Origin of the sequence: Halococcus dombrowskii (genome assembly GCF_022870485.1) — an archaeon.
Taxonomy (GTDB): Archaea; Halobacteriota; Halobacteria; order Halobacteriales; family Halococcaceae; genus Halococcus; species Halococcus morrhuae.
This window is the reverse complement of sequence record NZ_CP095006.1, coordinates 226,243-249,752: the sequence shown is the minus strand read 5'-3', so window position 1 is coordinate 249,752 and position 23,510 is coordinate 226,243. Positions and strand designations below refer to the sequence as shown.

Here is a 23,510-nt window from a genome sequence, read left to right as displayed (position 1 = left end):
GGCGCTGGGCACGATCACCGCCACACGCCGCCGCTGGATTCAGGAGACCAGTCTTTTCTCCGGGTCGGTCTCGGGGCGCAGGTGTGTGCATATCCATCAGCCCTCACGTGCTTACTCTATTAATTGTGCAACGCTGACAAAGGGATTTCTTATGACAACTGACAGCTTGTTTCACTGTTCGAGGTGATCTATCGGTGGTTCCGATGTTTCAGTCAGTTCTTCGAAAATGGAGAGGGCGGTCTTGAGGTCACGGAGTTCGGCCCGCCGACAATCGATTTCGTGGTTGAGTCCCTGGATTCGTTCGGAGATGCGGTAGCAGATGTCGCGAGATGTATCGAGATCGGTGTCGAGTGGTGCTTCGTCGGTAACTGTGGGCGTACTGAGCGCGTGGTCTGGATTGCTGTGGCGGTCGGTACTGGCTGCACTGCTGGTATCATCGCTCCCGGAGTGCGTTTCCACCTGTCCGCCATCGGCAGCGAGTGGGACAGGAGCTGTCTCTTGCTGGTCGTCGGGGTGGGAAGGCTCACGCTCAGCGAGATCGTCGTCAGTGGGCCAGTCGTTCGGATGGCGAAGTTCGCCAAACGCGACATCGAGTTTCACGCGCCGGAGGTGTTTACAGCCGCCAGCAGGCTCACGATCGGTGTAGTCGGGGCACGTACAGTGCGTTGTCTGGGCCTTGTTCGTGTCGGGATGCGGCGCGAGATCGACGGCATACGTTGCCCCGGATGCAGATTCAACGAGATACGCTCCCGGGCTGCAAGCAGTGATGGTCATGGATCCGTTGATTGCACGCCGGGTGCGTGCGGTCAGTGATTGATACGAGTCGGGAGTGGGCTGAGATGCGTCTGTACTCATGACTGCCTCGTGCCTCGGTGCAGGAATAAACCGAGGCGCACCGGCTATATCTTCCACCTGAGTATGGACTGCGAACAAGGATGCGTCCGTTGTGGGATTTTCTGCTGGTGGAGGAAACAGATCAGGCAGGCGCAGCGACCATCATTTTCTGGGCCTGCTCCACAAGGTCGTCGACATCGACGCCACGGAGTTCCTCACCCAGCAGCAGACGGAGGCGGGGGCGGCCCACATCCATGGGGACCTTCTCGGTGGCGAGCAGGCCGCTGTCTTCAAGCTGGGTTTTCGTTCGCGAGTACGTCGCTCTGCTTGCCAGTCCCGTGTCCTCGCCCCATTTGCTGATCTCGAAAAGCTGGATTTCGTTGTTGGCAGCAGCGAGCAGACTCATCCCTACTTCGTTGAGAGCTCCCTTGTCACGGGTGGTTTCGACTGAATTGAGCATGGCTCTGAAATCTGCATCGACCTCTTCACCGATCTCGTTGGCGAGCGATTCGTGAATTTCCGACCGCGGTGGCGTCCGGAAGGACACCTCTGTGGCATCGTTCCACTCGCTGTTCCACTTCTCGCGAGTAGTAGCAACGAAATCTTCGTCGTCAGTAGCGAGACCAGCGACACGATCACCGGCTGGGACAACGGATACGACGGTTTCCCCGGTCACCAACAGCGTGTTTTCGAAGCGTACCTCGGCTGTTCGGAGCGAAAGGTTTCCAGCAGCCATTTCATCGGCGACGGCACTTGCCACCAGGAAGTCGTCCTGAAGCCACCTCGCAACCGAGTCCTTGACGAGGCTGCGAACCGCGGGTGGTTCCGAAAGGCCACCGATCGTCTCGACAAGCACTGTGAGCTGTTCGCCATCGAGGTTGACTGCTACCACTTCGTCAGCTGTGTCCGAGAGGATCGCCTGAAAGAGTTCGGACTCACTGGCAGTGATTTGGGAGGCTTCGAGCGACATACTGAGGGTAGCGATTGGTCGCATATTTACTTTCTGGTGTATTGCCCTGTGAGAACGACTGCTTCAGTGTTGTATATTTGATTTCTATTATATGGTTGATAACGGAGGCTGCAAATAAATGCCGTTTTTCCTGTAACTGCCGAGTCACGAGGAGAGCGTCGCTTGGTGGGTTTCTTCGTCATGTGTTCCGTCGTTGCTCGCACTCCAGACAGGACGACCAGGAGCGTCGGCAGCTGGACAGATCGAGTAGTCACAGACCTCTTCGATCGCGCGCCGGTCGCGTTCTGCGTGGATCCGACACCGGTGATCTGATGGCCGCCGACATGACTCCCCAACCCCGGCTTCGCAGGTTGGACACGCGACTTCAAGTGCTGGATCGCGCTCCCACTCTTGCCCGCAGTTGTTGCAGCTAGCCGTCATCGCAACCCGTCGATGGTCACGTAGTATGGATCGTTCTCGGACCAATTCTGCGCTCTCTTCGGCGCGTTTTCGTGGTCAGCGAGCTTGTCCGACCCACCGGTATCATCTTCGAGCAATTCTCCGTTATCGTCCAGTACCGCTTCGATGGGAACGGTGTACGTCTCGGTATCGTCGCTGGTGAGAGCACGGTTGTCGTGCCAGATCTGCGGGTGGAACGTCACGATCGCTTCATCTGCGTCTTCGATTCTCAGCGGCAGCGAAGCTTCGGAGTGGCGGGTGTTGTCTGGCATGATTGGTCAGTAATGGACATCGGCGGGGACGATCCACGGTTCGTTGAGATCCTTGTAGGCCCAGACGAAATCTTCGAAGGTCCGTATCCCGTGACCGGAGCTGTCGTAGAGGTAAACCGACGGACCGGCATGGGCACCAAGACGCCTGCAGCGATGGCGAATGAAATCGTTGTCGTTCATGATCTCTTCATCGCTGAGAGAGGCAAGTGCGTCGCGCACCACTGTGAGATTGCGCTCGAACTCTACCTTCGTCGAGTTCCATCCTCTCTTGAGAAGTTCGCAGCCCTCGTCAGCATCGAGTCGAGCGGCAATGGGGAGTTCGCCCCACCGCCCTTTGCCTGCGATATGAGTCCCTTCCTCGTTGAACGTCACGTAGTAGTCGAATGTGGCGGAACTGTCGACTGTGGCTCCAACGAGGCGGTCAAAGACCGATCCGCGTGCGACTCCGAGAGCATCGTCTCTGGACTGTGCGTCAACGATCGCGTGGATGATCTGGTGCATAGTTTCGCGTTTGGATTTTGACGTGCTGTGTTTCGATTTCACTCGCGCCTGCGTGACTCTCCGGCATGAAAAACTGGAGGGGGGGGGGATTTCGTGCGAAAGTGGAAGATTCGGAGCGGTGGTTACTCGTCGCTCACTGGTGCCGATGAACAGTCTGGCTCGTGGTCGATGCCGGCCCAGTAGTCGGCTTAGTCGTCAGTCATGACTAATCACTCACCTCCACTTCGACGATTTCACCGATGCTTTCGAACTCGTCGTCGACAATGGCCGAATTGCTCTCGTCAGCGTAGATCGGACGCCACACCGATGCTTTCGCATCATCCCATTGCCCTGGACTCCGTTCCTCGACATACGCGCTCACATGCCGACTTGGAAGGTCGGACCAACTCTCGGAATTGAGGTTGATACGTACCGAAAGACCACCGGGAATTTGCGCTTGCTTCTTCGTGACAGTCGTTGGCGGGACGTATTCAGGGCTGTCCTCAACTGTACCAACGAGTTCGACACCACCGCGCAGAATGAGGGTTACACTCTCGTCGCTGTTGAGACTTCAGAGTGTTTCGGCCACGTCGTTTGTCGTGGTCACGTTTCTTCACCGCCGTTATCGCCGCCTTCGTCACCGAACAGACATCGCGTGGCGGCGTCGTCGCCACCGAGCGTCTGTTGACCGCTCTCGACATCGGCAAACAGCGAGCGCTGATCGCTCTCCGTGCGCTGGGAGGTCTGAGCTCGATCATCGATACCGAATCGGGTTGCACTCGGCTTGACGACTCGCCCCGATCCCTCGCTATGATCGACTTCCGCGCCGAAGGCTTCGAGCGAGGTTTCGACGGCATCGCCGTTGGGTTCGATCTCGCCGTCATCGCCGAAGACCATCTGCTGTTCGCGTGGGATCGACCCCGTATCTGCAGCGGCTTCTGGCTCTGTTCGGTCTTCTGTCTCTGCCTCTGCCTCTGGTGCCGTGGCTGACTGTGTTTCGCTCATGATTGGACTGGAAAATCGTGGTTGTGGACTCGATAAGGCGGATTAGCTACGAATCAACCGATTCAGCGTTTTCTTCGTCTTCGTCTGTGCCGTCGTCCTGATCGTCGCGAAGCTGTCTGAGATCCTGCTCGATACTGTCGGTGTACTCTTCAACGAGCGAATAATCGTCTCCGTCAAGCAGGAATGCACGCGCAAAGACGACCCGATATTCCGAGTCACAGATCTCGCAAACGAGAATATCATCATAAGAGGAACCTACCCATTCGTAGTCGACGTATTCGAGGTGATCCTTACAGTCGTGATCCTCTCCATCTGGGTTGTCGGCTGCGATACTGTCAGTAGCCGTTTCCTCCGACTGTTCGACGGATGTAGGCTGATTGCTCATGGCTGAGTCTCCTCACTCCTCTTGAGGAAGAAAAACGAGGGTGATTTGTCGCGTTTGTAGCTGGTTGGTATCAGTACCGACTGTCGTATTCCTTTCTGAGCAGCTGTCGAACGTCCTTGTTTCGCGCCTGAACGGAAGCGAATCGTTCGAACCCGCTACCAGCGTCCACATACCAACCACCATCGCGTTCTTGGTATTCGATTGTTCGATACTCTCGTTCGGAATCGTCGTCAGTACGAACTTCGATGAGCTTCGTTTCTTCTGGGTCGGTCATGGTCGGGTTGCCTCGTGTCTCTGGAAACTCAGCTTTGCACGTTCAGAGATACCACCCTTTTGAACCGTCTGAGCCATCCGAGTGAAGGAAGAGATGCTCGATCTCTTCCATCAATTCGTCAAGAGCCTGTTTTGGATGGTCTCGCACCCACGAAAACAGGTTGTACACGGCTTCCTTCAGAGCGTATTCCAGCTGGACTTGGATCGACGACGCTTTCGAGCACTGCGTTCCCGAGGCGCTCGATTCAGGACCAAGCCGCAGCAGACTGTAGGCCAGCATCTGGAGGTGCCAGTGCCGACTGGCACCTCCCTCATCCCGTACCTCGCAGTCTCCAAAGCCCAGATCCTGCTTCGAATCCTCGAAGAACACCTCTACCGGCCATCTGAATGAGTACGACCGGATCAAATGCTCAGACGGTGCGCCGATCTTGTTCGAGGCGAAATACCTTACCGGATTCTCGTCGTCCTCCTCCTCTGTGACTTTCTCCGCGATGAGGAGTCGTACCTCGCCCAATTCCGAGACAGACCGCTTCTGAGTCCAGATTTTGTAGGTTTCATCGTCGATCTCTCGCTCAACCGTGTCGATGCGCTCTGCCAGCGCATCGACGCGGATCTCCTCGCCACCGTAGGTCACTTGCCGATTGCTGCGAAGCGGGCCGATCCAGTCCTTGTCGTATGATTCGATGTGATCGATGAGATTCGAATCGTGAGTGAACCACGAATCCATGAGGTAGGTGTCCGCCGGGACACCTACCTCGTCTTCGAGTTCCGTGATGATCTCTCTGGCAAGATCGTACTTCGTGCGGTCGTCGTCATCATCGTAGAGCCGGAAAGCGAGCGGGTAGGCGGTCTTTTCGTCAGCGTAGAAGGCGTAGACGAGATTCTGTCCCCAAACAGTCTCGCCTTCGGCGTGATCGTAGAATCTGCCGACACCGGGAAGTTCCTTCCCGGTTTTGTGGTTCACCGAGTCATCGAGGATGATGTAGCCATCCTGTGACCAGCGCGTTTCACCGTGTTTCTGCAACTCTTCGAGGCGTTCGTGGTTTACCTGATCCTCGTCCCAATCGTACTCGGTGAGGAACTTGTTGACTGCTCGTTTGCCCTGTGCGGGAATGACCTCGCGTGCGATCCCAGCCACGGTCTTGTTGCTGGCGGCAACAAGACCTGTGGTGTAGGTTTTCGCGTGGTGCTGTTGCTCGGGCGACAGTGACTCGAACTCGTTGATTGGCTCCGTACACGACAGAAGATCTGTGATTGGCAGCATCGTCCGCTACCCTCGCCTACAACGCGGCGCTACTTAACGTGCAAAGCTGAGTGGAAAAAGAAAACCCACCGTTTGGCCCGTGTTTCACTTTTTCTTCCAGTGGTGTTCTTTTGCTTGATGCCGGCTGATCATCAGACTCGCATTTCTTGTTGGCAGGCCCTACATCCTGCTGTCGTATTGCGGCCGGAGATCGTACTGAAGAACTGCCGCTCGCCACAATGGAGACACTCTCTGTACTCGATAGCGATGGCAATAGCTTCTTTGAGGACGTTATCTGGAATATTCTGTGGAGTTGCATCGGGATGTTCACGCTCTGGAACACGGCGGGAACAAGCAGTCATCTGGTGACCTCGTCGATGAGTGTGATTTCGATGTCGAATTCCCTCTGGGTAGCTTGAGCTGCGTAGTCGAGCGCTTCACGCCGCATGAGGTCCTCGTTGACTTCACCATCCGTATCGAGATACTGCTCGCCAGTGAATTCGAGGACGAGCGAGAGTTCGACACGCCGGCCGCTGTACTCGCTGTTGTCGGAACTATTCGCGTCTTCCGTGTGTGGTTTGCTCATGGGACTTCTGCCTCGTTGCTGGGCAGATCGATCAGGTAGTTCGGCTCATCACTCTCGGCGTCTTCTCGTTCCCATGCAGGCTTCCAATCGGTAATGTACTCGTCGAGGTGTTCTGCTGTGGCCGAAAACCAGTAGCGCTCGTACCCGCGGCTGGGAGTTCCGAGCCACTTCCCCGATGCAGTTGCACCGTATTCCTCTGTTTCGGGGATCATCTCGGCGTCGTCGGTGAGCCACGTGTACTTTCCATCGAACTCGGCGATAAAGCCCTGATCACCGGCTGGTTCACGGAGGAGACACCGAGTGTTGCAGTCGGCGCAGAACACACCCTGGAAAACGATGTGCGTCCAGTCCTCCGAGCCACAGACTGGACACTCAACTTCATCGAACGCGCCCTCGTAGCGCTCTTCGGTTTCGACGATCGGCATCAGTCCTCTCCCCCGTTGTCCGGAGTGTCCACGGCGACCGTCTCGGATTCAGAGTCGTTCTCACCCGTACTATTTCCGTCGTCGGCGGGGAGTTCGATGATATCGGTCGGGACCTCGCCGCCATCGATGGTGATGATCGCTCGGGGCGGCATCCGTCCGTGATCGATAACGACCGCTTCATCAGAGACGCCAGCGATGGCAAGCTTGTCGAACTCGCCGCTGCTCGTCACGCTTGTTCGGGGTTCATCGTCTTCCAGCGCGTGCCAGAGATCGTCGATAGCGGCTCGTTCGCCACCGGTTTCCATTTCTCCGCCGGCGTATTCGAGGAGATTGGTCAGTTCGGTGAGAGCCGTTTCGGCTGTGTCGCGGCTGATCCACACGGCGTCTTTCGGTTTGGTACTCATGGTTGTCGATGGTGTCCTGTTGGGAGTCGATCGTCTGTTGTCGGACTGTACGTCTCGACGCTGCACCCCTCTCGAAGGAGAAAAACGGCGAGTCGTCGTACTGATGCACCCCGTGCTGCGGTGGCGCTCGGCGGTGTTTCAGGCCTTATGTAACAGAGGGGGTTAATAAGACATGATTTGTTACATAAGGGGCAAAGAGGTTGCTATCGGGTCACCCACAACCCCTGCTCACCGTATTTTTCCCACATCGCCTCGCTGCTGAGGGTGGTCAGATCCTCGAAGTAGTCGCGAGCGTCTGCCTCAGCGTCGAACACGCTTGCGTCGTACCCAACCGACCCACCGATCGGGTACCACTGCTCCTTGTGGCCACCAGACTGGAGCGCCGTCGAGGTTTCGACTGCGTAGCGGCCGTTCTCCCACCGGGTGAGGCGGGCGAAGAGGCCGTGCTGTTCGGCTTCGGTTTCGGGTTCGAGGATATCGTTTGCGGGCACGGTGATTAGTCTGGGAAATCGATGGCGTCGGGATTGGATGCGAGACGACGACTGGCGGCATCCAGCTCCTCTTCATCGATGGCGATGTCGAGGAGTTCATCGATAGTCTCACGGTAGACTGAGTGCGTCTCGCTCGGACTGGAGTTGTCTGGAAGACGCTGATCGAGAGCCTCTTTGAAACGTTGCTGTGCGCGGTGTCGGGACAGGCTTCCCATGATTGGAATTCCTCCACCCCTCCGGGGGAGAAAAACGGGATTGCGGCTCGTTGTAGTGGTTTTTGAAGCTGTTGTGAGCGATCAACCCTGAACCGGAGCGTTGTCGGATTCCGGGATGTTGTGAGTTTGAAATCGGAATGCTTCGTCACCATCACGGCCAAATACTGCACCGGGGCCGTTGTGCTCGGGATCGCATGCTGGGAAAACAGCGTACTTCGTGCCGTTGTTGTCCTCGAACTGTAGGACTGTTGGCGCACCGTGGTGGGTTTTTACCCATCCCATTTGCTCGAATTCCGCGTCTGTGAGCTCTCGGCCACCGATGTACGTTGCACCCACGAACCCATCCTTGTCGAGACCAACGAACGCCCCGCTGTCGTTCCCTTCCGGATCTGCCGAAGGGAACAGTCGAATATCGTTGCTGAGGACGATCTGTTTGGGCGTGTGGAAGTTGTCGTGACGCCAGTATTCGGCGGCGATCTCGTCGTCGGTCATGTCTCGCACGCCAGCAACACAACCGCCTGCGAGATCGTTCATCGGCCGTCACCTCGGTAGCCGCCTTCGAACATTTCGCCCGATCGGTGTGCCGCTACACATTCTTCTTCGGGGTTTTCCGGCTCGGAGACTGCTCCGACCTTCCCGGCGAGTTCGCTTGGATCTAGCGTCCGAGTGTCTGGATGGTGCTGATGGTCTGTGCTTTCGATGCGTTGTTTCGCTGGGGGTTGTGGTGAGCTTTCCATGCTGGAAATCCTCTACCCCTCTCGGGTGAGAAAAACGAGGGTATAGCCCGAGTTGCTTCGGAAACAGAGGTGTGAAGCCTCATTACCTTATGTAACAGTTCGCCTTTCTGCCTGCCGTATTGTTACATAAGTCTTGTAGAGAAACCGAGGCGGATCGCTCGCTGAGCAATCACCGGTTGTCGATATAGTCGGACGTGAGCGTCCCGTCGGCCTTCCGATAGTAGAGGTACTTGTATGGACCATGCTTTTCGCCTTTCTTCATGCACTTGCAGGTTTCGTCGCCGCACGTGACCTTCTCCATCACGACGGTCCCACCCTTCGGACTGCTCCCATCCTCGTCGACGGGATCGGCATCGTCCGGCAATTCATTGTTGTCGATCGGCTGCTCAGTCCATTCGAGCAGTTCGTCGATATACTCGCGGGTTTCCAAGAGCGATTCGCGCTCTTGTTTCGGGAGCCCCTTGCGGAGATACTTCGGTAGTGAACCCGGAGCAGCCGGTGGCTCTTCTGAAGCCATGATCGGCCTTAGGTAACACGCGAACTCTCATAAGGATGCTGCTCGTTACATAAGGTGTCGAAATGACGGTGAAGGTGCGCGGCGGTCGGATCTCTACTGCCTCCACTCCATGATGCGGATACGGATCTCGTTGCGAGCGCGCCGCACCATGTCCTGCCATCCATCCCATCCCATCCGTAGGTGTCGATCTGATGGGTGATCCAACCGATACAGGCGAGGACTCCTGCTCCGAACGCGCCTTGAATCGTCCAGAGTTGAAGCCCATCACCCGCGATGAGCGTAACGAAGAACATCACCGAACAGAATACGCCCGTGAGGAAGCATCCCGCAAAGACCAACGCCAAGAGCATGTTCGTCGGACGGACTGATCTGGGTGAAGTGGGAGACATTTGCTCACCTTTGAGGATGCTCGCGACGGTCTTCTGACTGACGGCTTTCTTCTGTATCGTCTTTCAGCGCGTCCAGCAGAAGTGGTTCGATAGTGAAGTACGTCCGGACGATCCAATCCGAGGGCCGGTCGCAGTTGATTGACTGCCGCGCTTCGAAGATGTTCGTGATCTCGGCGAGCGCGGCGACTGCTTCCTCGCCGGTGTCGTACATCGCGGTCCATCGGACATCCTGATTGCCCGGTGCGAGAACTTCCCAACCGGCCTTCTTCGGATGGTCAAGCGCGAGCGCTCCCGCACTGCTGCCGTTGGGGTGGAATTGCTCTCGTTCGGCTTCGATCACCATCTGCCCGGAAACCTCTTCGACCTCGACGGCCCACTCTTCGTGAGCGTCTGCGAGCGCCTCTCTGATGCGAGATGAGGTTTCGGTTGTCTCGTCCAGCGATCGTCCACGTACCCCCATCAGTGACCCTCCTGGTCCGCGTGACGGTTGGCTCCGGGAGCGTGCTCGCGTTCGTCGTGAGTGAGGAAAGCACCGTAGTCCTCGGTTTCGAACTCACACCCCTCCGCTTTGCATTTGTGGGGCGGGTCGGGCACGATGCTTGCGAGTGCTTCGGAGCCGAGCGGATCGATGCCGAGCTGTTCTGCGAGCCACCGTGAACTCGCCGCGGTCCACAACGTCCGGTTTCCGGGAAGTGGAACGAACAGATCCACGCTGCTGGAACCGCTGTACGCTGTCGGCCAATAGCTCTCGCGGAACTGGCAAATGGTGAGTTCAATAGTGAACCACCGACTCTGGATACCGAAGTCTGAATGCTTGCTCATTTAGTTCTGCCTCACCGCTCCGGGTGCAGAAAAACGCGGTTGAGGTGGACGATCTCTCTAATCCGTTCTCACGTCACCTGCAAAGGCGGGGAATGAGGGAAGGGACAGCCCGCTGTCTGGCATCACTCTGGGCAAACGCCCCGAATCGGTAACGAAAGCCAATCGTAATAAAATTATTGGCTAATTAACTACTTCCAACGGCATCTTCGAGACCGCTTGCATACGCGGTTGGAGACACCGTTTCGCTGAACTGGTCAGTGTCGTCGCTATCCATCTCAGTATCGGTGAGTGCCTGTTCGAACCGAGATTGATACTCGTGGCTGGCTCGTTCGGCTTCGGTTTCAGCGGTGAGTACGCGGGCGTAGGCGCGAACGGTGCTCTTACTCGCCGAGAGGGTGTCGGCGATCTCTTCGTTCGATGCATCTTGATCGAGGAGTTCGCGCAGTTGCGACAGCTCGAACGGCGCGTCGAAATCAGTGTCTCGAAAGAGGTGGAGACTGATGCGGGCACGAGCGATGGTCTTGTCGCGGTTCGGTGTGCCGAGTGTCCGGGCGATCTCTCTGTCTCCCCCTCCAGCGTGGTAGTTCCGGACGACCATGACGAGTTCGTCCTCGTCGAGCGAGGTCTGAATCCCGTACTCGTCGGTCATCTCGCGGACAATGCTCCGGATCGCGTCGTTGCCGTCTGAGTTGTCCGCAGAGACAGATGCCCAGCGATCTTCGTGTTGGCGTTCGGTGGTGGAAGATTCGCCGGTGATCTCGTGAAAAATGTCTGTAAGCTGTTCGACTTTCTCGCTGTCAGTGTTCGTCCCGTCCATGAATCGTCTCGTCTTCAACTGCGTAGTTGTTCACTCTACTACTTGAATGTTTGTTCCAGTTGGTGGAGCGCAGTGTTTCCGATCCAGAAGCAGGCTGGACACACCACATTTCCGTTGTTATCAGCCGATAGCGTACTTCAAACGCATGGCCTCAGGCAATGCGATAAACTCCATCTCTCACCGATCCATGTCAGTACGAATAGTACGAGGGTGTCATGTCGCCGTTGGCGACGGTACTCTCGACATCCGTGACGGGGCCGCTTTCAAGGTCGATCATCCGATAGATGGCGCGGCCTCGCCACTCACAGTCGGGAGCGTGAGCGCAGTTGGCCTCTGCGACGGCCCCATTGTCACAGTAGGTGTACTCGCGGAGTTCGAGCGTGCCACCACAACGCGGACAGTCGTCGCCGATCTGGACATAGTGATGGCCGACTCTCGCCGTGATGTCGGCTGGTGCGATGTTGACGTCAAGGAGCTGGCTGATGGCGTCTTCGAGTGCTTCCAGTCCGGTTTCGCGGTCGTCTTCGGCGACCGGAACTGGGTAGTCCGTGAGCGTGATCGTGACTCGTTCTTCGGTTGTCGTCTCGGTGCTGTCGCTGTCTGTGCTGTCTCCCATCATCAGTATCCTCTACCCCTCTGGAGAGGACAAACCGCTGAAAGCATCATAGTCGCCTTTGCTGTTCGCAGAAAAGTGTCGTTTGAGGCTGTTCAGGGGGTGACGAACAGCTGTCCTTCGACCTCGTAGAGGTAGCCCCGCATGAGCAGTTGGTGGATTGCCCGCTCTGCCTGCTTGTGAGAGAACGCTTCATCATCGACTAAGAATTGGTGTGCTTCGTCCCGTGGACAGCCCTGTTCCTCGCGGTCGGGGATTGCATCTGTGAGGTATTCAAGAGCTTCTTTCGCTGTGGCCGACAGCGGCGTGCGGGGATTTTGTGGCATAGGCTTCTTCTATTGTGCGCTTGTTGGAACAACTCGCAGATATATTGTCGGGTCTCAACAGGAGGAACTGAACCTGTGCACGCCGACTCGGATCATCCTGACCACGCTCCGAGGTCGCTCTGTCCAATCGCGGGGCTGTCTCGCGTCTGGCCGGCCTCCTCCTGGACCCACTCGCGTGCCAGTTTCAGAGCGACAGCGAGCCCGCATTCTTCTGGCGGGTCCACGATTTCGTGTTTCTCACCGTCGTGCGCTCGCAGCCACGGCGCGAGTGAGATCGTCGCGTTCCCGCTTCCCCGCCACGCTTCGACGAGCAGATACGCCCGCGTCTCCAGGCTTGGCTCTGTCTCCGGAGGCCGTCCGCCCGCCATGCTGACGGCCTTCTCGCTGTCCTTTTGTCGGTAGCAGACGATCTGTTTGCGCTCTTCGAGGTAGTACCGATCGAGAACGAAGCCGACTGGCGGGTCGAACACTGCCTCTTCGACGTGTGGGTGGTCCCAGCGATCCGGTGCGTGGTGTTCCATCCACGCGACCGCACGCTTGACACCCCATGCTGTCGCCTCAGCCTGTGTCTCGCCATCTTCGAACGAGCGTTCCACGGGCTGGATCTTGCTGCAGAAGCCGTCTACACGATCGTCGAAAACGGCGACACGGACACGATCGGTGATGCCGGAAAAGACACCGACCGATCGCTGTGCTGACTCGCCGATCCAGATATGGCCGTTCTTGTTCGATTTCGGTGTGTGGATCCACCCATTCACCTCTTCGGGAAGGTCGAATCCCTCGGGGAGTGGTGGTTTGTTGACCATACCGCTCAATCGGTTTCGAGAGGCGTGTCGAGCCGGACAGTGGCTATGCGGAACGCCGCAACGACCTCGTCGACGGTAGTCGCTGCATCTTCGCGCTCGATAGTAAGGTCGATCTGCTGGCGAACTCTGTCGGGATCGTGTTCGTATCGCCACACTGCCTGCTCGACACGTGGATGTGTCAGCAGGTCCGTTTCGATATCGAGGTCATCGGTGGCCCGGAGGACGGCAGCACTCGCGTGGATACGGTCGCCGTATCCATCGATGCCCTCACGGAGTGCATTGAGCGCACTCTGGAAATCGAGATCCGCTGCTTCACGATTGGCCATCACGGTCGGCGCGATAGTCTCGTCAGCACCGGCCGAAAGCTGGCGCTGGGACTCTGCTGAGTCGCTCATTGTGCGACTCCTTCCGACTCGCCGACGCTGTCTGACCGATCGTCCTGCTCACTGGAGCCGGGCTTTTTCGGGCTGTGATCGAATGAATCGTACTGAACAGTGCCATCGGGCCAGACACTCCATTGGCCGGCGAGCAGTGGGTAGCGAGCTTTCTCGTGGCCGATCGTCTCGATTACGAATCGCTCTTCGAGGTGGGGTGCGATTCGTTTGAGGAACTCCTCGGCGTGGCCGTATTCGCGATCGACGACCGACCCGTCTTCATCGTGAATGGGTTTCGACGGATCGAACGATGCGTAGCCATGGATACTGATGATGGTGTCTCCATCGGAGTTCTCCTTTACGTCGATGTTGAGTTCGGTGTGAGCGCCCCAGAAATCATATTCGGTGATGATCGCTTCGAGTTCGTCTGTCGCGTTCGGATCGACCCTGCTCCAGGTCGAACTGGTGGTAGCTTGCAGTGTTGCCATGGTGTTCACGGGAACAGAACTGGTGTTGCTGTCCCTCACCGCTCTCGGGGAAGAAAAACGAGAGTCACGTGCCGAGCTGCGGATAATCAGGATCGCTCGAATCGTAGCCGTATACGTCCCCTACGTCGGCTTCGCTCCGTTTGCATACGTACCACAGCAGATCGTCTTCATCGCGTTCAAAGGAGGCAGCATCGCTGTTTTCCTCCACTACGTACCAGGTGTCGTCCTCGCCGTTGAACGCAAGCAGGAGATGTCCGTCCGTGGTTTTGGCGTAGCCGGCGATCACCTTCCCAGAGGCGTTGAAGCCGCCGAGACTGAGAAGCGGGAAGAATCGCTGTACCCCGCTCTCGTCCAGCGCAGCGGCTTCGTCCATCGTGAGAAACCGATCCGGCAACCCGTCTGCGAGACCGTCGGGGAGATCACGCATCTCTGCAGGGCTTCCTGCACAGTTGTGGAGTCGTTTTCTCGTGAGAGTGGTGAACTCCTGCCCGCATGTGTCGCAGTGGTGTCCCATGTTTCACGATCCTCTCTTTGAGCGCCGCACAACGAGGCTGATGCGGCCTGTTGGTCTGCTCGATGGCGTCATTGGTCTGGCTTCTTGTCCTCGTCTTTACTTCCATGTTCGTGTTCATGACCGTGTTCACTCTCGATGCGCTCACGGAGTTCTGTGGGAAGCTTTGCCAGCAGGTGGCTCGTGGAATCGCGGACCATCTGTACCGTTGGATGCTCACGAGTCGGCAGGAGGAACTGGTAGGCGGGCTGCTCGCGGTCGGTGGCGTCGTAGAGCGTGAGTGCCGGCAGATCCTCGCCGTAGCTGTAGTCGACGAAGAACGCACCGCGCTCGGGGACACCGTTGAGACCGATTCGCGTGAACGAATCAGCCGAGTTCCGGTCTGATGGCTGCAGTTTGACGAAAGAGTCTCCGGATGCGTTGGAGATGCCACGGACCATTCCGGGACCCGTGACCGGCGCTCCGTGGCCAATGCGCCCCTCACAGTAGGCCGCCCAGACGAATGGAATCGCGAACGCATCGTCTGCGAGGTCAGCATACTCCGACTGGGGTGCCACCATGATGTCGTCACCACGACGCCCGCGATAGCGGTAGTAGTCGGTGTCGATGTTGAAGAGCTGGTCGTACTCAAGGCCAATCTGCTCGATGGTAGCCTCGTAGTCCGGCTCTCCTTCACCATCCGTCGGGAGCTCCCATCCGGGGGCGCGTTCGTCCACTGCTGGGTTCTCGTTCGGTGAATCTGTACTCCGATATCCGTCTCGTCTGCTAGCGGTGCTGTTGTTGCTGGTATCGGCCTCTTGAGCGGTGTTTCCTGCCTCCGTTTGATTAACTGTCTTGCGAACGTAGGTCGCTCCGTCTTGCCGGTCACTCGTTATCGCTTTAGGATTCGTCTGAATCAGCAGGCGCTATTGTCTCCCGCGTCAGTCGGGACTCATGGATCGATGGCTCAATATTCTCGGTCAAGAGCTCCGATATCTGCTCCCGCCACGGTCGGTGCGCGAGCACGCTCGCGCTACCGACCTCGTTGAACGCAACCGACACATCGATGCGTTCGCGTTCTTCTGGTCGTTCACTATTGGCACTACCCAATCCAACGGGTCTCTTGCTGCTGCTCAAGACCTCTACAAGGCGTTCACCAGCGATTCCGTTGCGTATTCATCCGTCCAACAGTGGGTCACACCTGATCTCACCGAACTACTTACCGACATCTGCGGCTACATCAGCGTTGAGCTTGGACGGACAGAATCAGCGCTCGAAGGCCGCTTCGAGCGCTTCCGAGATGTCTTCGTCTCGGATGGGACCATCTGTACGCTCTCAGCGGAATCCTTCGATGAGTTCCCCGGATTGAGCAACGATCACGCTGGAGCGAAGCTCCACGTGATCGAATCACTTGCTTCGCGGGCTCCGATCTACTCATCGATCACCGACGCTCGTACCCAAGAAACTACGCAGCTCCGGATCGGTGACTGGGTCGAAGATTCCCTGGTCCTGTTCGATCTCGGCTACCTCGACTACGCGAGGTTAGCACGGATCGACCGCACTGGCGGCTGGTTCGTGAGCCGACTTAACGTCGACGCAAACCCTGAGATCATCGACGAGCTCCGGACGTGGTGTGGTGATACGATCGACCTGGAGGGCACGCACCTCCAGGAGGTGCTGCCCGATCTCTATCGGCAGATCATCGATGCAACGGGGACGATCGGTGCGGATCAGGACGATCCGCACCTTCCCTACGATGTCCGAATCGTCGGCGTCCGCCATGAGGACGACGAGGACGATCACCGAACGGAGGAAGTCGAAGCCGATCACGACTATCATCTTTACGCGACGAATCTCCCGGCAGAGGCGTTTGCGCCGCGAGAACTCGCGGCGCTATACAGCGGTCGATGGAGCGTCGAAACAGTCATCGACGAGCTGAAATCAGTGTTCGAGTTAGACGAGATATCGGTGCGGCGGAAGACAGCGGTGGAGTGTTTCATGCTGGCAGCGTTGCTGATGGTACTGGTGAGTCGGTACTTGCTGCGGCGGGTTCGAGCACGGCTCGGACCCGCCTCGCAGCGATCAGTAGAGGAAGAAGACCGAATCGAGCCGATGCGGTTTTCGAAGCGAATCCAGCTGTTCAGCGGCGATTTGCTGCGGATATTGGCTGAACAGCTCGGGTATGGATGGGACGGCGTCGGGGTCGTGATCATCGAAGGAGCGATCGACCCGAACGTAGATCGCCACGCGCTCACGGAGCGAGTGGCTCACGGGAGCGTCGATCCGAGCGTGAGAAATGCGGGCGAACTGGCGACGATCCGGCCCGGCTGACTGTCGTCAGCCGAGCCTGGAAAGCTTCGCGTTGAGTGGGAACGCTCCCGATTCGGCGCGTTTCTGAATGGAGATCGACTTGAGATCAGTTGACGCCAGCAATATCGATCTCGACTCGTCTCCTCATTCTTCATCGTTGAGAAATTCCACAGCGATCAGCAGGCCAGATTCCGCACAGAACGCTCATTCTGACCTAAAGCGATAACCAGTGCTTGCCGGTAGGTGTATTTCTTGGATTGGGCAAACTGGTTGAGGCGCTTGAAGACGTCTCCGGCGAGGATACCGAGTGCCTGCCGTCGCAGACTCTCTTTCGGCACAGCGTCGTCGATCCATGGCCACACATCCGCTCTCGGCTTGTGCTGGCCATGTTCGAGGATACTGAACGGGAAATTCTCGTAAATCGTTACCGTCTCGCTCAAGAGCGTCCGAACGTCAGTAGTATCGAACGGCGTGAGCACCCCTGTGTCATTGGCAAGCTCTCGCAGCATCCGTTCTGCGAGCACCTTGACCTTGACCTCGTAGTCGGTTTCGGACAGGCGTGGCGTCATTTCGGTAGTCAGTTCGCGGTCACTACTGCTGTCGGTGTGCTCGTTCATTGGCATTGTGGGCAGTACGCCCGGACGCCGAGGATACGCTCGCCGCGCACGATCTTTGCACCATCTGCTTCGCTCGTCTGGGCTCCGCAGCTCCGGCAGCGGAGTTGATTCGCTTCGTTTGACATGGTTTCAGACCTCTCGCTCCTCATGGAGATGAAAAACAATGGTGTGGCCGAGCCTGCTGTTCCTGCTCAGCGCGTTGCGAACATCTCGCTGTCCCGCGGGTCGATCTCGAAGGGGATGTACGTTGCCGGGCGTCGCGGGGTCAGCAGCTGGTCTCCGTAGCGGTTGGGATCTTCGGCAGCAAGATCGATTGTGAGCCAGTCGTCGGCGGCGAGTGCTTCGACCCACCAGTGGACAACCCCCAGCTCCATTGCCTCATCCATCGACGATGGCTGACTGTCTTCATCCGGATGGTCGAGTCCGCCACGAACGATGTAGGCGGTAATATCACGCTCTCGGAGTTCGTCGTACAGCCTGCGTGCGTTGTATGGACAGTCCCCGAGCAGTTCGGAACTGTCGTGACCATCGGCGGCGGCCTCCATGGCATCGATAACCTGCGTCCGTTCTGTGATTCGACCCATCAATTCACCTCTCGGTATCGATGGAGTTGTTCGATAAGCCGGTCGAGCTCCGCGCTCCGAAACGGCTGGCCGTCGAACGGGTCGTCGTACTCGGCGACACCGAGCGCGTCGATACGGAGCCGGTCCCGAAGCTGGTCGGCTGTCACTCCCCACGTGCCTGTCTGGTAGCTCGTGAGCAACGAGTAAGCACGCTCGACACTACATCGTCCCAACCGGGTCGATTTCGCGGTGTACGTGAGGGCCCTGAGCGATGCTGTCGAGCTGCCCTTGTGGTGGTGATCGCGGTCGGTCTTTCGCAGCAGAGAGACGACCGTCTCGCGTTTCTGGTCAATGGTCATGGTTGAATCTGGTAGCAGGTGGTCTGACAGTGAACAGGCGGAATTCTCCCTTTCTCTCGACTGGGCTACTCGTCGCCCTCGTCGTCATCAGTGGTGACGACGGGCGCGATACTGTACTCGACGTGGCCTGCGCCATCGGCAATGTCGAACGCGACCAGAAGGGGACTGTCCGTCCCGAGCGCGAGCGTGACTTCGGTTCGCTTGTGGATCGGCCGTCTGATCTGGCGCAGGTAGCCGAGATTGAACGTTGACGCGACTGGCACAGCACCGACGAGCAACTCTTCGATATCGGCTGCCTCGCGGGGTGCAACGAGTCGATCGCTATCGCCGTTGGCTTCCGCGACGAAGCGTTCGCGAGTGTGTTCGATCCGGAAATCGACTTCTGTGGCGACATGGCCGGCGGCCTTCATGACCCGCTTCAGCTCGCCGCCTTCGAGCACACAGACCGATGGATGGTCTGCTTCATCGAGTTCGGAGACCGCGGACATCTGGGTACTTTCGTTCATCTGAAGCGAACACTCCACCCCGTCCGCTTCGACGTTGAGCGTCTGGCTGTCCCCATCGAGCGTGAGGCGCATCACGTCGCGGTTCGAGGTCATGCGCGTCACCTCTCGCAGGCGACTCGTTTGGATAGTGATCTTGCCGGCCGTCGCTTGGTAGCTCTCGCACGCACTCGCGTCGAGACGCACGCTCCCCATCGTCGTTCGACTGTCGTTGACGACGTTCCCGGTCAGTCCGTCTGGCGTGACTTCGAGCTGGAACTCGTCGTTGACCGTCCGAATCGCATCGAGGAATCGCTGCACGCGCCCAACTGAAACCGCTGCCGTGAGCGTTGGACACTCCGTTTCGGCCGTATCTGTATCCACATCGTCTGGTTGAATCGACGCGGTAGCGCTGCTCTCGTCGTATGTGTGACTCTCTGTCGACATTGGTTGTTCCCTCCACCCCTACGGGGGAGAAAAACCGTGGCTGGTGCGCTCACTCGGTCGTCGATTCGTCTTCGAGCTCGACGATTTCCACAACCCGGAGTGGACACTGGTCGTCGTCGACGCTTTGTCCTGTCTGCTCTTCGATGTACTCCTCGGCGGCGCGCATTGTCCAAAACAGGTCATGACAGGTGTCGATCTCGGTGTTGACGAGCGTCGGACAGGAAAATTTCGAGTCGCGTTCACCGATTGTGGCGTACATGGATGGTGTTCAGTCGCTTTGGATTCGCGGTGCGACCATGAATTCGACATCCACCGCCCCATCAGCCAACTCGAAGGTGAGTTTGATCGGGAACTCTTCACCGAGCTGCATCCGAACGACAGTATCCGACGGAATTGGCTTGCGGAGATCCTTCAGATACTCCAGACTGAACAGTGAATACGCACTCCCCCAGTCGGCGTCTTCGAGATCGTCGCCGGAGAGTTCGAGATCGACATCGTCGGTATCGCCCTCGGCATTGGCGATGAAGCACTCCTCGCGCTCGTCAACCTGGAGGGTGATGTGGTCGGAGACCATATCCGCAGCCCGAATCGCTCGCTTGAACTCGGCTTCATCCATCGAGACTGTGGCGGGCAAGTCCAGGTCCGGAATATCGGGCTCTGCTCGGATCGACTCGGGATCGATCAACGCGAGCGTGTATTCGACAGCGTTGACCTGCACGTCTAGTTTCCGGGTTTTCGGATCGAGATCGAACTGTACGAGGTCGTCATTGTTGTCAGCGATACCGACCACCTCGTCCAACCGTTCGAGATTGATACCGATCTCGCCACAGTCCGTGTCGTAGGCTTCGAACGCATCAGCGGACACGTTCTCATCGATCATCGCCACGTTGGCCGGATCGACCGCACGAATGACGAGCTCATCCGTATCGAGGTGGATGCGACACTCATCGACGATTGCGTGCGCTGCGTCGATGACCTCCTGGAGGTGGCCGACTTCGATTGCTGCTTCGAATCGGCCAACATTGCCCGTGGGGAGTGACTCTTCTTCCTCTCGTTCGGCCTCCTCTTCCGTCTCTTCGTTCTGCTCGATCGCGGTGTCGTCTTCGACCGTAGCAGCTGTCTCATCGGTTTCGGCGGGAGCGGTCGGCATGTCGCTTTCCGAAGAAGATACCTCGTCTTCGCTCTCGTCTTTGACCCCGTTCTCGTCGTTGACGCCCTCACTGCTCTTGCTCTCCTTGCTGCGGTCATTCTCGTCAGCGTTGGAAGCGCTGTCGTCAGAATCGTCTCCCGTGTCTGGGTCTGCGTCGATTTCAGGATTGTCGGTCTCCGTGTCCTGCACGGGATCGAGATCGGCGACGATGTTTTCGATGCCGTCTTTGAGGACGCCGTTACCCTCGACAGTCCCATCGGGACGGATGCGGTAGGACTGGTCAAGCTTCTCGGCGGCAACGGTTTCGCCGTCGTCTTCGACTTCGACGGTCATGCCCTTCTGTTCGAGCTCGTGTTTGAGCGCACGGGCCATTGCCGACGTGTCGATAGCGTCGTCACTGCCGCTCTCGGACGGATCGTGGCTATCTCCAGATTCGGGTTCTCGGCTGTTATCGACAGAGTTGTCGGTCGGTGCGTCTGTATCAGAACTGCTCGTGGTACCTTCGGTCATGGTTTTGGATGTCCTCGTGCGGACGTGTTCGTCTCTATCTGTCCGCGCACCCCTCTCGGGGAAGAAAAACGAGGGTCAGAATGCTCGATACGTGGCTCACCAGCCGGCTTCTCGTGATGGGAGTGTCATCTCGTCTCTGTCGACATCCGGGTGGCAGTCGGCGATTTGCTCGAGTGCATCGATGGCGATGGCTGCCCCACCAACCATCGAGCACGCTTGCTCACGGACGGTTTCGGCCTCCGACACTCGCTGGTGGAACTCTTCACCGGCACTCTCGGTCGCGATGGATAGTCCTTTTCTGAACAACGTCGCCACGGCTTGACTCGCCTGTGGAGCGTCACTCGGAGTTTCGTGAAGGTGATCGAGAGCCTGTTCTTCAGCGTCAAGTTGATCGGCGAGTACACACACCTCTTCGCCAGTGAACGCTCCAATGGCGTCTTCGTAGGCAGTGCGAGCCGCCACGATATCGCTCTCGATATCGCCAAGCTGGGCGTCTGCCTGCGTTACGATACGCTCGATATACCGTTGAGAGCCTTTGGCTTGCCAGAGCGCACGGGTACCGAGCTGGATGGCAGTTGGCAGAAAGTCGTCAACGACTGGTCCGTGTCCGGGTGTCGGTGTGGATTCGCTCATGTGAGTAGTCTCCGCGCGGACGTTCTCCCCCGCGCACTCCTCTCGGGGAAGAAAAACGAATTGCCAGCAGCACAACCGAGAAAACACCTAACTGTAGCAGGGAGTCCTCACAGTTCTTCGCAGGTCGGATATTACGGTAATTCTCGAACTTCTTGATAGATATCCCTATTATTATAGTCTGGGTGATTGTGCATCTGCGTGACCACGACATACTTCTCTGGTTCGACCACAATAACGATTACTTGGCCGTTTTTGACGAGGTGGTACTCGTCGCTATCGCCTTTCTGGTATACTGCTCCGGGTTGATTACGGATGTTCTCAACCAATTGAGATTCTGAATGAAGTCGATATACTTTCGATTTTGCGGTGTCTGTGATGATGATTTCACGCTGGTCGGTTTCTGTTGAGGGCTGTGCATCCCGGTTCATGTGCTAATAATACAAGTTTCCTGTTCGCAACCGGAACATGTGAAAACCCAGCTCTCACCAATCCACGCTCCACCGTGGAGATGTCTCACGTCCCACTTGTCGGCATCGAATTCGTGGCCACATTCGCTAGTTGTCCACTCTGGCCCAACAGCTCAGTTGCTGTCATGTAGTGGCCAGAATGATGCGACTGAATCAGTCGCCTGATTCAGCCGCTGTCCGGATTTCTGTGTGATGAAGCTCCCAAAGCTCAAGCGCATCCTCACAGATCCGGACGAGTTCATTTCGAACGGTCAGTTGAAGTCTCTTAGCATGGAATTGCTTGAGCTGATACCGTTGGAAGGAATCGAGGGCTCTGGCCTCGATTCCGAGGAAATCATGGAAGTCGTGCTACGGGCTGCTGTTGACACGACATCGGTCAACGGCGTCACGACGAACACCGAGGACACACCAAATCGGGAGACGGTGATGGATTGGCTGCACACGCTGGAGAACGAGCCGATGCTCGATGCTGTCAACGGTATCCTCGCGTTGGTGGCGATGACGGTTCTCGACCGCGGCGGGTCGAGAACCATCTGCATCGACTTCATGGACAACCCGTTCCATGGTCACCCGGAAGATGAAGACGAGTTCCGCCGGATGCAAGCCCGTGATGGCACCACAAAGTGTCATCGCTACTGCACAGTGTTCGTCCTTGCGCAAGGGAAGCCGCTGACGCTGGCAGTCGAGCCAGTTGACGGCGATGATGACAAGGCCGACGCGGTCGAGCGCCTGCTCGCCCGCGTCGAGACATATCCCTTCGAGATTGAGCGGACTCTCATCGACAGAGCAGCCTTTGCTGGCGAGTTGATCGGTGTGCTTCGTGAGGCAGCACCGCCGGTCTTTCCGGTGAAGACTGGGAAAGACTCGCTGGAAGAGAAGCTGACGACGGACAAATCGTACATGACCGAAGAGACGATTTGTGAAGGAAAACCGTATGAACAGACGTATCCACTGGCAGTGAACGTCACATACCAAAACGGTGATCGTGGGAAGTCAGGCCTCAAACAGACGGGATACGCGGCGTACGGTCTGGAAGACCGCACGCCGACGCAAGTGGCGCGGATCTATAACAACCGGTCACGGATCGAGAAGAGCTACGAGAAATTCCGGGAAGCGCGGGCACTGACAACGACGCCATCTACGACAATTCGGCTGTTCTACGTGGGTGTTGGCTTCCTGTTGGAGCAGTTGTGGATCGTGTTGCAGTGGGCGGTGCTCGCCCGACCACGGCGTGGCGGGCGAGCACTCCCGACAGACTTCACGTTCGGTGATGCATTTCTCCATGGGATTGAAGAGGTGTTGGACGATGAACTCGGCTGGAAGACGAAGCATCGGACGAACAGAGAGGGACTGCCAGCAGGACACGAGCACGGACTGGGTTGAGCCGCCTCGCTTCACCCGAAGCGAGGCTGGCGAGGAGCGACAGCTCTGTTCTGGGAGTGGTCTCAGTGGCAGCCACGGAAGGGATACGTATGTGATCCGATATTTGCTGGCTCCTCCGCAGCGTTCGTAGGATTCTTCGCCTCGTTTTCGACGTCACTCCGGTGTGGAACCGGGCTTTTGCTGCCACCG

The 23,510-nt window shown here is 57.6% G+C and carries 35 protein-coding genes; 2 read left to right on the top strand and 33 right to left on the bottom strand.

From position 1 onward, the window contains the following. Positions 1 to 171 precede the first annotated feature (171 nt). The 25 genes from MUK72_RS15575 to MUK72_RS15455 all read right to left on the bottom strand — a co-directional run bounded on the left by MUK72_RS15575 (position 172) and on the right by MUK72_RS15455 (position 15,137). Entirely contained in the window at positions 172 to 855 is a 684-nt protein-coding gene (locus MUK72_RS15575) for a hypothetical protein (protein WP_244705497.1), read from the bottom strand. Between the two features lie 121 nt (positions 856 to 976). Beyond that, positions 977 to 1,804, bottom strand: coding sequence for a transcriptional regulator TbsP (gene tbsP / locus MUK72_RS15570; protein WP_244705495.1), 828 nt, complete (start codon positions 1,802 to 1,804; stop codon positions 977 to 979). Between the two features lie 416 nt (positions 1,805 to 2,220). Next, the gene (locus MUK72_RS15565) at positions 2,221 to 2,514 is read right to left on the bottom strand and encodes a hypothetical protein (protein WP_244705493.1); all 294 of its coding nucleotides are present in this window, start codon (positions 2,512 to 2,514) and stop codon (positions 2,221 to 2,223) included. Between the two features lie 6 nt (positions 2,515 to 2,520). Next, positions 2,521 to 3,015, bottom strand: a complete 495-nt coding sequence (locus MUK72_RS15560; RefSeq protein WP_244705491.1) for a DUF7995 family protein — start codon at positions 3,013 to 3,015, stop codon at positions 2,521 to 2,523. Positions 3,016 to 3,597: 582 nt separating this feature from the next. Further along, positions 3,598 to 3,999 carry a hypothetical protein gene (locus tag MUK72_RS15555; protein ID WP_342346235.1) on the bottom strand — a complete coding sequence of 134 codons (402 nt, stop codon included), beginning with the start codon at positions 3,997 to 3,999 and terminating at the stop codon, positions 3,598 to 3,600. Positions 4,000 to 4,045: 46 nt separating this feature from the next. Next, positions 4,046 to 4,384 carry a hypothetical protein gene (locus MUK72_RS15550; RefSeq protein ID WP_244705489.1) on the bottom strand — a complete coding sequence of 113 codons (339 nt, stop codon included), beginning with the start codon at positions 4,382 to 4,384 and terminating at the stop codon, positions 4,046 to 4,048. Positions 4,385 to 4,454: 70 nt separating this feature from the next. Further along, positions 4,455 to 4,658 carry a hypothetical protein gene (locus MUK72_RS15545; protein ID WP_244705487.1) on the bottom strand — a complete coding sequence of 68 codons (204 nt, stop codon included), beginning with the start codon at positions 4,656 to 4,658 and terminating at the stop codon, positions 4,455 to 4,457. A gap of 42 nt (positions 4,659 to 4,700) precedes the next feature. After that, positions 4,701 to 5,921, bottom strand: coding sequence for an IS701 family transposase (locus MUK72_RS15540; protein ID WP_244705485.1), 1,221 nt, complete (start codon positions 5,919 to 5,921; stop codon positions 4,701 to 4,703). 337 nt (positions 5,922 to 6,258) lie between these two features. Further along, a complete protein-coding gene (locus tag MUK72_RS15535; protein ID WP_244705483.1) occupies positions 6,259 to 6,486 on the bottom strand; it encodes a hypothetical protein in 228 nt (75 codons plus the stop codon). After that, a complete protein-coding gene (locus MUK72_RS15530) occupies positions 6,483 to 6,911 on the bottom strand; it encodes a DUF7567 family protein (protein WP_244705481.1) in 429 nt (142 codons plus the stop codon). The genes MUK72_RS15535 and MUK72_RS15530 overlap by 4 nt, the downstream gene beginning before the upstream one ends. After that, a complete protein-coding gene (locus MUK72_RS15525) occupies positions 6,911 to 7,315 on the bottom strand; it encodes a hypothetical protein (RefSeq protein WP_244705479.1) in 405 nt (134 codons plus the stop codon). Before MUK72_RS15525 ends, MUK72_RS15530 begins: the two co-directional genes overlap by 1 nt. Positions 7,316 to 7,518: 203 nt before the next feature. Next, entirely contained in the window at positions 7,519 to 7,806 is a 288-nt protein-coding gene (locus tag MUK72_RS15520; RefSeq protein ID WP_244705477.1) for a hypothetical protein, read from the bottom strand. A gap of 5 nt (positions 7,807 to 7,811) precedes the next feature. Next, positions 7,812 to 8,021: a hypothetical protein gene (locus MUK72_RS15515; RefSeq protein WP_244705475.1), complete on the bottom strand. Its 210-nt coding sequence runs from the start codon at positions 8,019 to 8,021 to the stop codon at positions 7,812 to 7,814. 81 nt (positions 8,022 to 8,102) lie between these two features. Further along, positions 8,103 to 8,555 carry a hypothetical protein gene (locus tag MUK72_RS15510; RefSeq protein ID WP_244705473.1) on the bottom strand — a complete coding sequence of 151 codons (453 nt, stop codon included), beginning with the start codon at positions 8,553 to 8,555 and terminating at the stop codon, positions 8,103 to 8,105. Positions 8,556 to 8,927: 372 nt separating this feature from the next. After that, positions 8,928 to 9,275 (bottom strand): DUF6788 family protein, encoded by a 348-nt coding sequence (locus tag MUK72_RS15505; RefSeq protein ID WP_244705471.1) that lies wholly within the window; start codon positions 9,273 to 9,275, stop codon positions 8,928 to 8,930. A gap of 393 nt (positions 9,276 to 9,668) precedes the next feature. Further along, positions 9,669 to 10,124: a hypothetical protein gene (locus MUK72_RS15500; protein ID WP_244705469.1), complete on the bottom strand. Its 456-nt coding sequence runs from the start codon at positions 10,122 to 10,124 to the stop codon at positions 9,669 to 9,671. Further along, positions 10,124 to 10,486, bottom strand: coding sequence for a hypothetical protein (locus tag MUK72_RS15495; RefSeq protein ID WP_244705467.1), 363 nt, complete (start codon positions 10,484 to 10,486; stop codon positions 10,124 to 10,126). The genes MUK72_RS15500 and MUK72_RS15495 overlap by 1 nt, the downstream gene beginning before the upstream one ends. A gap of 184 nt (positions 10,487 to 10,670) precedes the next feature. Beyond that, on the bottom strand, positions 10,671 to 11,321 hold the full coding sequence (locus MUK72_RS15490) for a response regulator receiver protein (protein WP_244705465.1): 651 nt from the start codon (positions 11,319 to 11,321) through the stop codon (positions 10,671 to 10,673). Between the two features lie 172 nt (positions 11,322 to 11,493). Beyond that, complete coding sequence (locus MUK72_RS15485; protein WP_244705463.1) at positions 11,494 to 11,919, bottom strand: hypothetical protein; 426 nt, start codon at positions 11,917 to 11,919, stop codon at positions 11,494 to 11,496. A 92-nt stretch (positions 11,920 to 12,011) separates the two neighbouring features. Continuing rightward, entirely contained in the window at positions 12,012 to 12,242 is a 231-nt protein-coding gene (locus MUK72_RS15480) for a hypothetical protein (protein ID WP_244705460.1), read from the bottom strand. 92 nt (positions 12,243 to 12,334) lie between these two features. Next, complete coding sequence (locus tag MUK72_RS15475; protein WP_244705457.1) at positions 12,335 to 13,048, bottom strand: hypothetical protein; 714 nt, start codon at positions 13,046 to 13,048, stop codon at positions 12,335 to 12,337. 5 nt (positions 13,049 to 13,053) lie between these two features. Next, positions 13,054 to 13,443 (bottom strand): hypothetical protein, encoded by a 390-nt coding sequence (locus MUK72_RS15470; RefSeq protein ID WP_244705455.1) that lies wholly within the window; start codon positions 13,441 to 13,443, stop codon positions 13,054 to 13,056. Next, positions 13,440 to 13,910 carry a hypothetical protein gene (locus MUK72_RS15465; RefSeq protein ID WP_244705453.1) on the bottom strand — a complete coding sequence of 157 codons (471 nt, stop codon included), beginning with the start codon at positions 13,908 to 13,910 and terminating at the stop codon, positions 13,440 to 13,442. Before MUK72_RS15465 ends, MUK72_RS15470 begins: the two co-directional genes overlap by 4 nt. Before the next feature lie 64 nt (positions 13,911 to 13,974). Beyond that, positions 13,975 to 14,337, bottom strand: coding sequence for a DUF7964 domain-containing protein (locus MUK72_RS15460; RefSeq protein WP_244705451.1), 363 nt, complete (start codon positions 14,335 to 14,337; stop codon positions 13,975 to 13,977). Positions 14,338 to 14,492: 155 nt separating this feature from the next. Then, positions 14,493 to 15,137, bottom strand: a complete 645-nt coding sequence (locus MUK72_RS15455; RefSeq protein ID WP_244705449.1) for a hypothetical protein — start codon at positions 15,135 to 15,137, stop codon at positions 14,493 to 14,495. 217 nt (positions 15,138 to 15,354) lie between these two features. Here MUK72_RS15455 and MUK72_RS15450 point away from each other — a divergent pair, with 217 nt between their 5' ends. Next, positions 15,355 to 16,731, top strand: a complete 1,377-nt coding sequence (locus tag MUK72_RS15450) for an IS4 family transposase (protein ID WP_244705447.1) — start codon at positions 15,355 to 15,357, stop codon at positions 16,729 to 16,731. Positions 16,732 to 16,886: 155 nt separating this feature from the next. Here the strand turns inward: MUK72_RS15450 and MUK72_RS15445 are convergent, their stop codons facing one another. From MUK72_RS15445 to MUK72_RS15410, 8 genes are all read right to left on the bottom strand, one after another. Beyond that, positions 16,887 to 17,333: a hypothetical protein gene (locus MUK72_RS15445; protein ID WP_244705445.1), complete on the bottom strand. Its 447-nt coding sequence runs from the start codon at positions 17,331 to 17,333 to the stop codon at positions 16,887 to 16,889. Between the two features lie 185 nt (positions 17,334 to 17,518). Further along, complete coding sequence (locus MUK72_RS15440; RefSeq protein WP_244705442.1) at positions 17,519 to 17,911, bottom strand: hypothetical protein; 393 nt, start codon at positions 17,909 to 17,911, stop codon at positions 17,519 to 17,521. Continuing rightward, positions 17,911 to 18,249, bottom strand: a complete 339-nt coding sequence (locus tag MUK72_RS15435; protein ID WP_007736792.1) for a hypothetical protein — start codon at positions 18,247 to 18,249, stop codon at positions 17,911 to 17,913. Before MUK72_RS15435 ends, MUK72_RS15440 begins: the two co-directional genes overlap by 1 nt. A 65-nt stretch (positions 18,250 to 18,314) precedes the next feature. Continuing rightward, positions 18,315 to 19,178 carry a beta clamp domain-containing protein gene (locus MUK72_RS15430; protein WP_244705439.1) on the bottom strand — a complete coding sequence of 288 codons (864 nt, stop codon included), beginning with the start codon at positions 19,176 to 19,178 and terminating at the stop codon, positions 18,315 to 18,317. Between the two features lie 49 nt (positions 19,179 to 19,227). After that, positions 19,228 to 19,437, bottom strand: a complete 210-nt coding sequence (locus tag MUK72_RS15425; RefSeq protein WP_007743234.1) for a hypothetical protein — start codon at positions 19,435 to 19,437, stop codon at positions 19,228 to 19,230. 9 nt (positions 19,438 to 19,446) lie between these two features. Continuing rightward, positions 19,447 to 20,178 carry a DNA polymerase sliding clamp gene (locus MUK72_RS15420; protein ID WP_049913249.1) on the bottom strand — a complete coding sequence of 244 codons (732 nt, stop codon included), beginning with the start codon at positions 20,176 to 20,178 and terminating at the stop codon, positions 19,447 to 19,449. 756 nt (positions 20,179 to 20,934) lie between these two features. Beyond that, positions 20,935 to 21,471, bottom strand: a complete 537-nt coding sequence (locus tag MUK72_RS15415) for a hypothetical protein (RefSeq protein ID WP_007743236.1) — start codon at positions 21,469 to 21,471, stop codon at positions 20,935 to 20,937. Positions 21,472 to 21,602: 131 nt separating this feature from the next. Continuing rightward, complete coding sequence (locus tag MUK72_RS15410; protein WP_244705437.1) at positions 21,603 to 21,899, bottom strand: hypothetical protein; 297 nt, start codon at positions 21,897 to 21,899, stop codon at positions 21,603 to 21,605. A 231-nt stretch (positions 21,900 to 22,130) separates the two neighbouring features. Here MUK72_RS15410 and MUK72_RS15405 point away from each other — a divergent pair, with 231 nt between their 5' ends. Beyond that, the gene (locus MUK72_RS15405; RefSeq protein WP_244705435.1) at positions 22,131 to 23,321 is read left to right on the top strand and encodes an ISH3 family transposase; all 1,191 of its coding nucleotides are present in this window, start codon (positions 22,131 to 22,133) and stop codon (positions 23,319 to 23,321) included. The last annotated feature ends 189 nt before the right edge of the window (positions 23,322 to 23,510 follow it).

What these genes read in the sequence shown, in the direction of transcription:
- MUK72_RS15575 (WP_244705497.1), bottom strand. Translation starts at nt 855, where the DNA reads ATGAGTACAGACGCATCTCAGCCCACTCCCGACTCGTATCAATCACTG.
- tbsP (WP_244705495.1), bottom strand. Translation starts at nt 1,804, where the DNA reads ATGTCGCTCGAAGCCTCCCAAATCACTGCCAGTGAGTCCGAACTCTTT.
- MUK72_RS15565 (WP_244705493.1), bottom strand. Translation starts at nt 2,514, where the DNA reads ATGCCAGACAACACCCGCCACTCCGAAGCTTCGCTGCCGCTGAGAATC.
- MUK72_RS15560 (WP_244705491.1), bottom strand. Translation starts at nt 3,015, where the DNA reads ATGCACCAGATCATCCACGCGATCGTTGACGCACAGTCCAGAGACGAT.
- MUK72_RS15555 (WP_342346235.1), bottom strand. Translation starts at nt 3,999, where the DNA reads ATGAGCGAAACACAGTCAGCCACGGCACCAGAGGCAGAGGCAGAGACA.
- MUK72_RS15550 (WP_244705489.1), bottom strand. Translation starts at nt 4,384, where the DNA reads ATGAGCAATCAGCCTACATCCGTCGAACAGTCGGAGGAAACGGCTACT.
- MUK72_RS15545 (WP_244705487.1), bottom strand. Translation starts at nt 4,658, where the DNA reads ATGACCGACCCAGAAGAAACGAAGCTCATCGAAGTTCGTACTGACGAC.
- MUK72_RS15540 (WP_244705485.1), bottom strand. Translation starts at nt 5,921, where the DNA reads ATGCTGCCAATCACAGATCTTCTGTCGTGTACGGAGCCAATCAACGAG.
- MUK72_RS15535 (WP_244705483.1), bottom strand. Translation starts at nt 6,486, where the DNA reads ATGAGCAAACCACACACGGAAGACGCGAATAGTTCCGACAACAGCGAG.
- MUK72_RS15530 (WP_244705481.1), bottom strand. Translation starts at nt 6,911, where the DNA reads ATGCCGATCGTCGAAACCGAAGAGCGCTACGAGGGCGCGTTCGATGAA.
- MUK72_RS15525 (WP_244705479.1), bottom strand. Translation starts at nt 7,315, where the DNA reads ATGAGTACCAAACCGAAAGACGCCGTGTGGATCAGCCGCGACACAGCC.
- MUK72_RS15515 (WP_244705475.1), bottom strand. Translation starts at nt 8,021, where the DNA reads ATGGGAAGCCTGTCCCGACACCGCGCACAGCAACGTTTCAAAGAGGCT.
- MUK72_RS15510 (WP_244705473.1), bottom strand. Translation starts at nt 8,555, where the DNA reads ATGAACGATCTCGCAGGCGGTTGTGTTGCTGGCGTGCGAGACATGACC.
- MUK72_RS15505 (WP_244705471.1), bottom strand. Translation starts at nt 9,275, where the DNA reads ATGGCTTCAGAAGAGCCACCGGCTGCTCCGGGTTCACTACCGAAGTAT.
- MUK72_RS15500 (WP_244705469.1), bottom strand. Translation starts at nt 10,124, where the DNA reads ATGGGGGTACGTGGACGATCGCTGGACGAGACAACCGAAACCTCATCT.
- MUK72_RS15495 (WP_244705467.1), bottom strand. Translation starts at nt 10,486, where the DNA reads ATGAGCAAGCATTCAGACTTCGGTATCCAGAGTCGGTGGTTCACTATT.
- MUK72_RS15485 (WP_244705463.1), bottom strand. Translation starts at nt 11,919, where the DNA reads ATGGGAGACAGCACAGACAGCGACAGCACCGAGACGACAACCGAAGAA.
- MUK72_RS15480 (WP_244705460.1), bottom strand. Translation starts at nt 12,242, where the DNA reads ATGCCACAAAATCCCCGCACGCCGCTGTCGGCCACAGCGAAAGAAGCT.
- MUK72_RS15475 (WP_244705457.1), bottom strand. Translation starts at nt 13,048, where the DNA reads ATGGTCAACAAACCACCACTCCCCGAGGGATTCGACCTTCCCGAAGAG.
- MUK72_RS15470 (WP_244705455.1), bottom strand. Translation starts at nt 13,443, where the DNA reads ATGAGCGACTCAGCAGAGTCCCAGCGCCAGCTTTCGGCCGGTGCTGAC.
- MUK72_RS15465 (WP_244705453.1), bottom strand. Translation starts at nt 13,910, where the DNA reads ATGGCAACACTGCAAGCTACCACCAGTTCGACCTGGAGCAGGGTCGAT.
- MUK72_RS15460 (WP_244705451.1), bottom strand. Translation starts at nt 14,337, where the DNA reads ATGCGTGATCTCCCCGACGGTCTCGCAGACGGGTTGCCGGATCGGTTT.
- MUK72_RS15450 (WP_244705447.1), top strand. Translation starts at nt 15,355, where the DNA reads ATGGATCGATGGCTCAATATTCTCGGTCAAGAGCTCCGATATCTGCTC.
- MUK72_RS15445 (WP_244705445.1), bottom strand. Translation starts at nt 17,333, where the DNA reads ATGCCAATGAACGAGCACACCGACAGCAGTAGTGACCGCGAACTGACT.
- MUK72_RS15440 (WP_244705442.1), bottom strand. Translation starts at nt 17,911, where the DNA reads ATGGGTCGAATCACAGAACGGACGCAGGTTATCGATGCCATGGAGGCC.
- MUK72_RS15435 (WP_007736792.1), bottom strand. Translation starts at nt 18,249, where the DNA reads ATGACCATTGACCAGAAACGCGAGACGGTCGTCTCTCTGCTGCGAAAG.
- MUK72_RS15430 (WP_244705439.1), bottom strand. Translation starts at nt 19,178, where the DNA reads ATGTCGACAGAGAGTCACACATACGACGAGAGCAGCGCTACCGCGTCG.
- MUK72_RS15425 (WP_007743234.1), bottom strand. Translation starts at nt 19,437, where the DNA reads ATGTACGCCACAATCGGTGAACGCGACTCGAAATTTTCCTGTCCGACG.
- MUK72_RS15415 (WP_007743236.1), bottom strand. Translation starts at nt 21,471, where the DNA reads ATGAGCGAATCCACACCGACACCCGGACACGGACCAGTCGTTGACGAC.
- MUK72_RS15410 (WP_244705437.1), bottom strand. Translation starts at nt 21,899, where the DNA reads ATGAACCGGGATGCACAGCCCTCAACAGAAACCGACCAGCGTGAAATC.
- MUK72_RS15405 (WP_244705435.1), top strand. Translation starts at nt 22,131, where the DNA reads ATGAAGCTCCCAAAGCTCAAGCGCATCCTCACAGATCCGGACGAGTTC.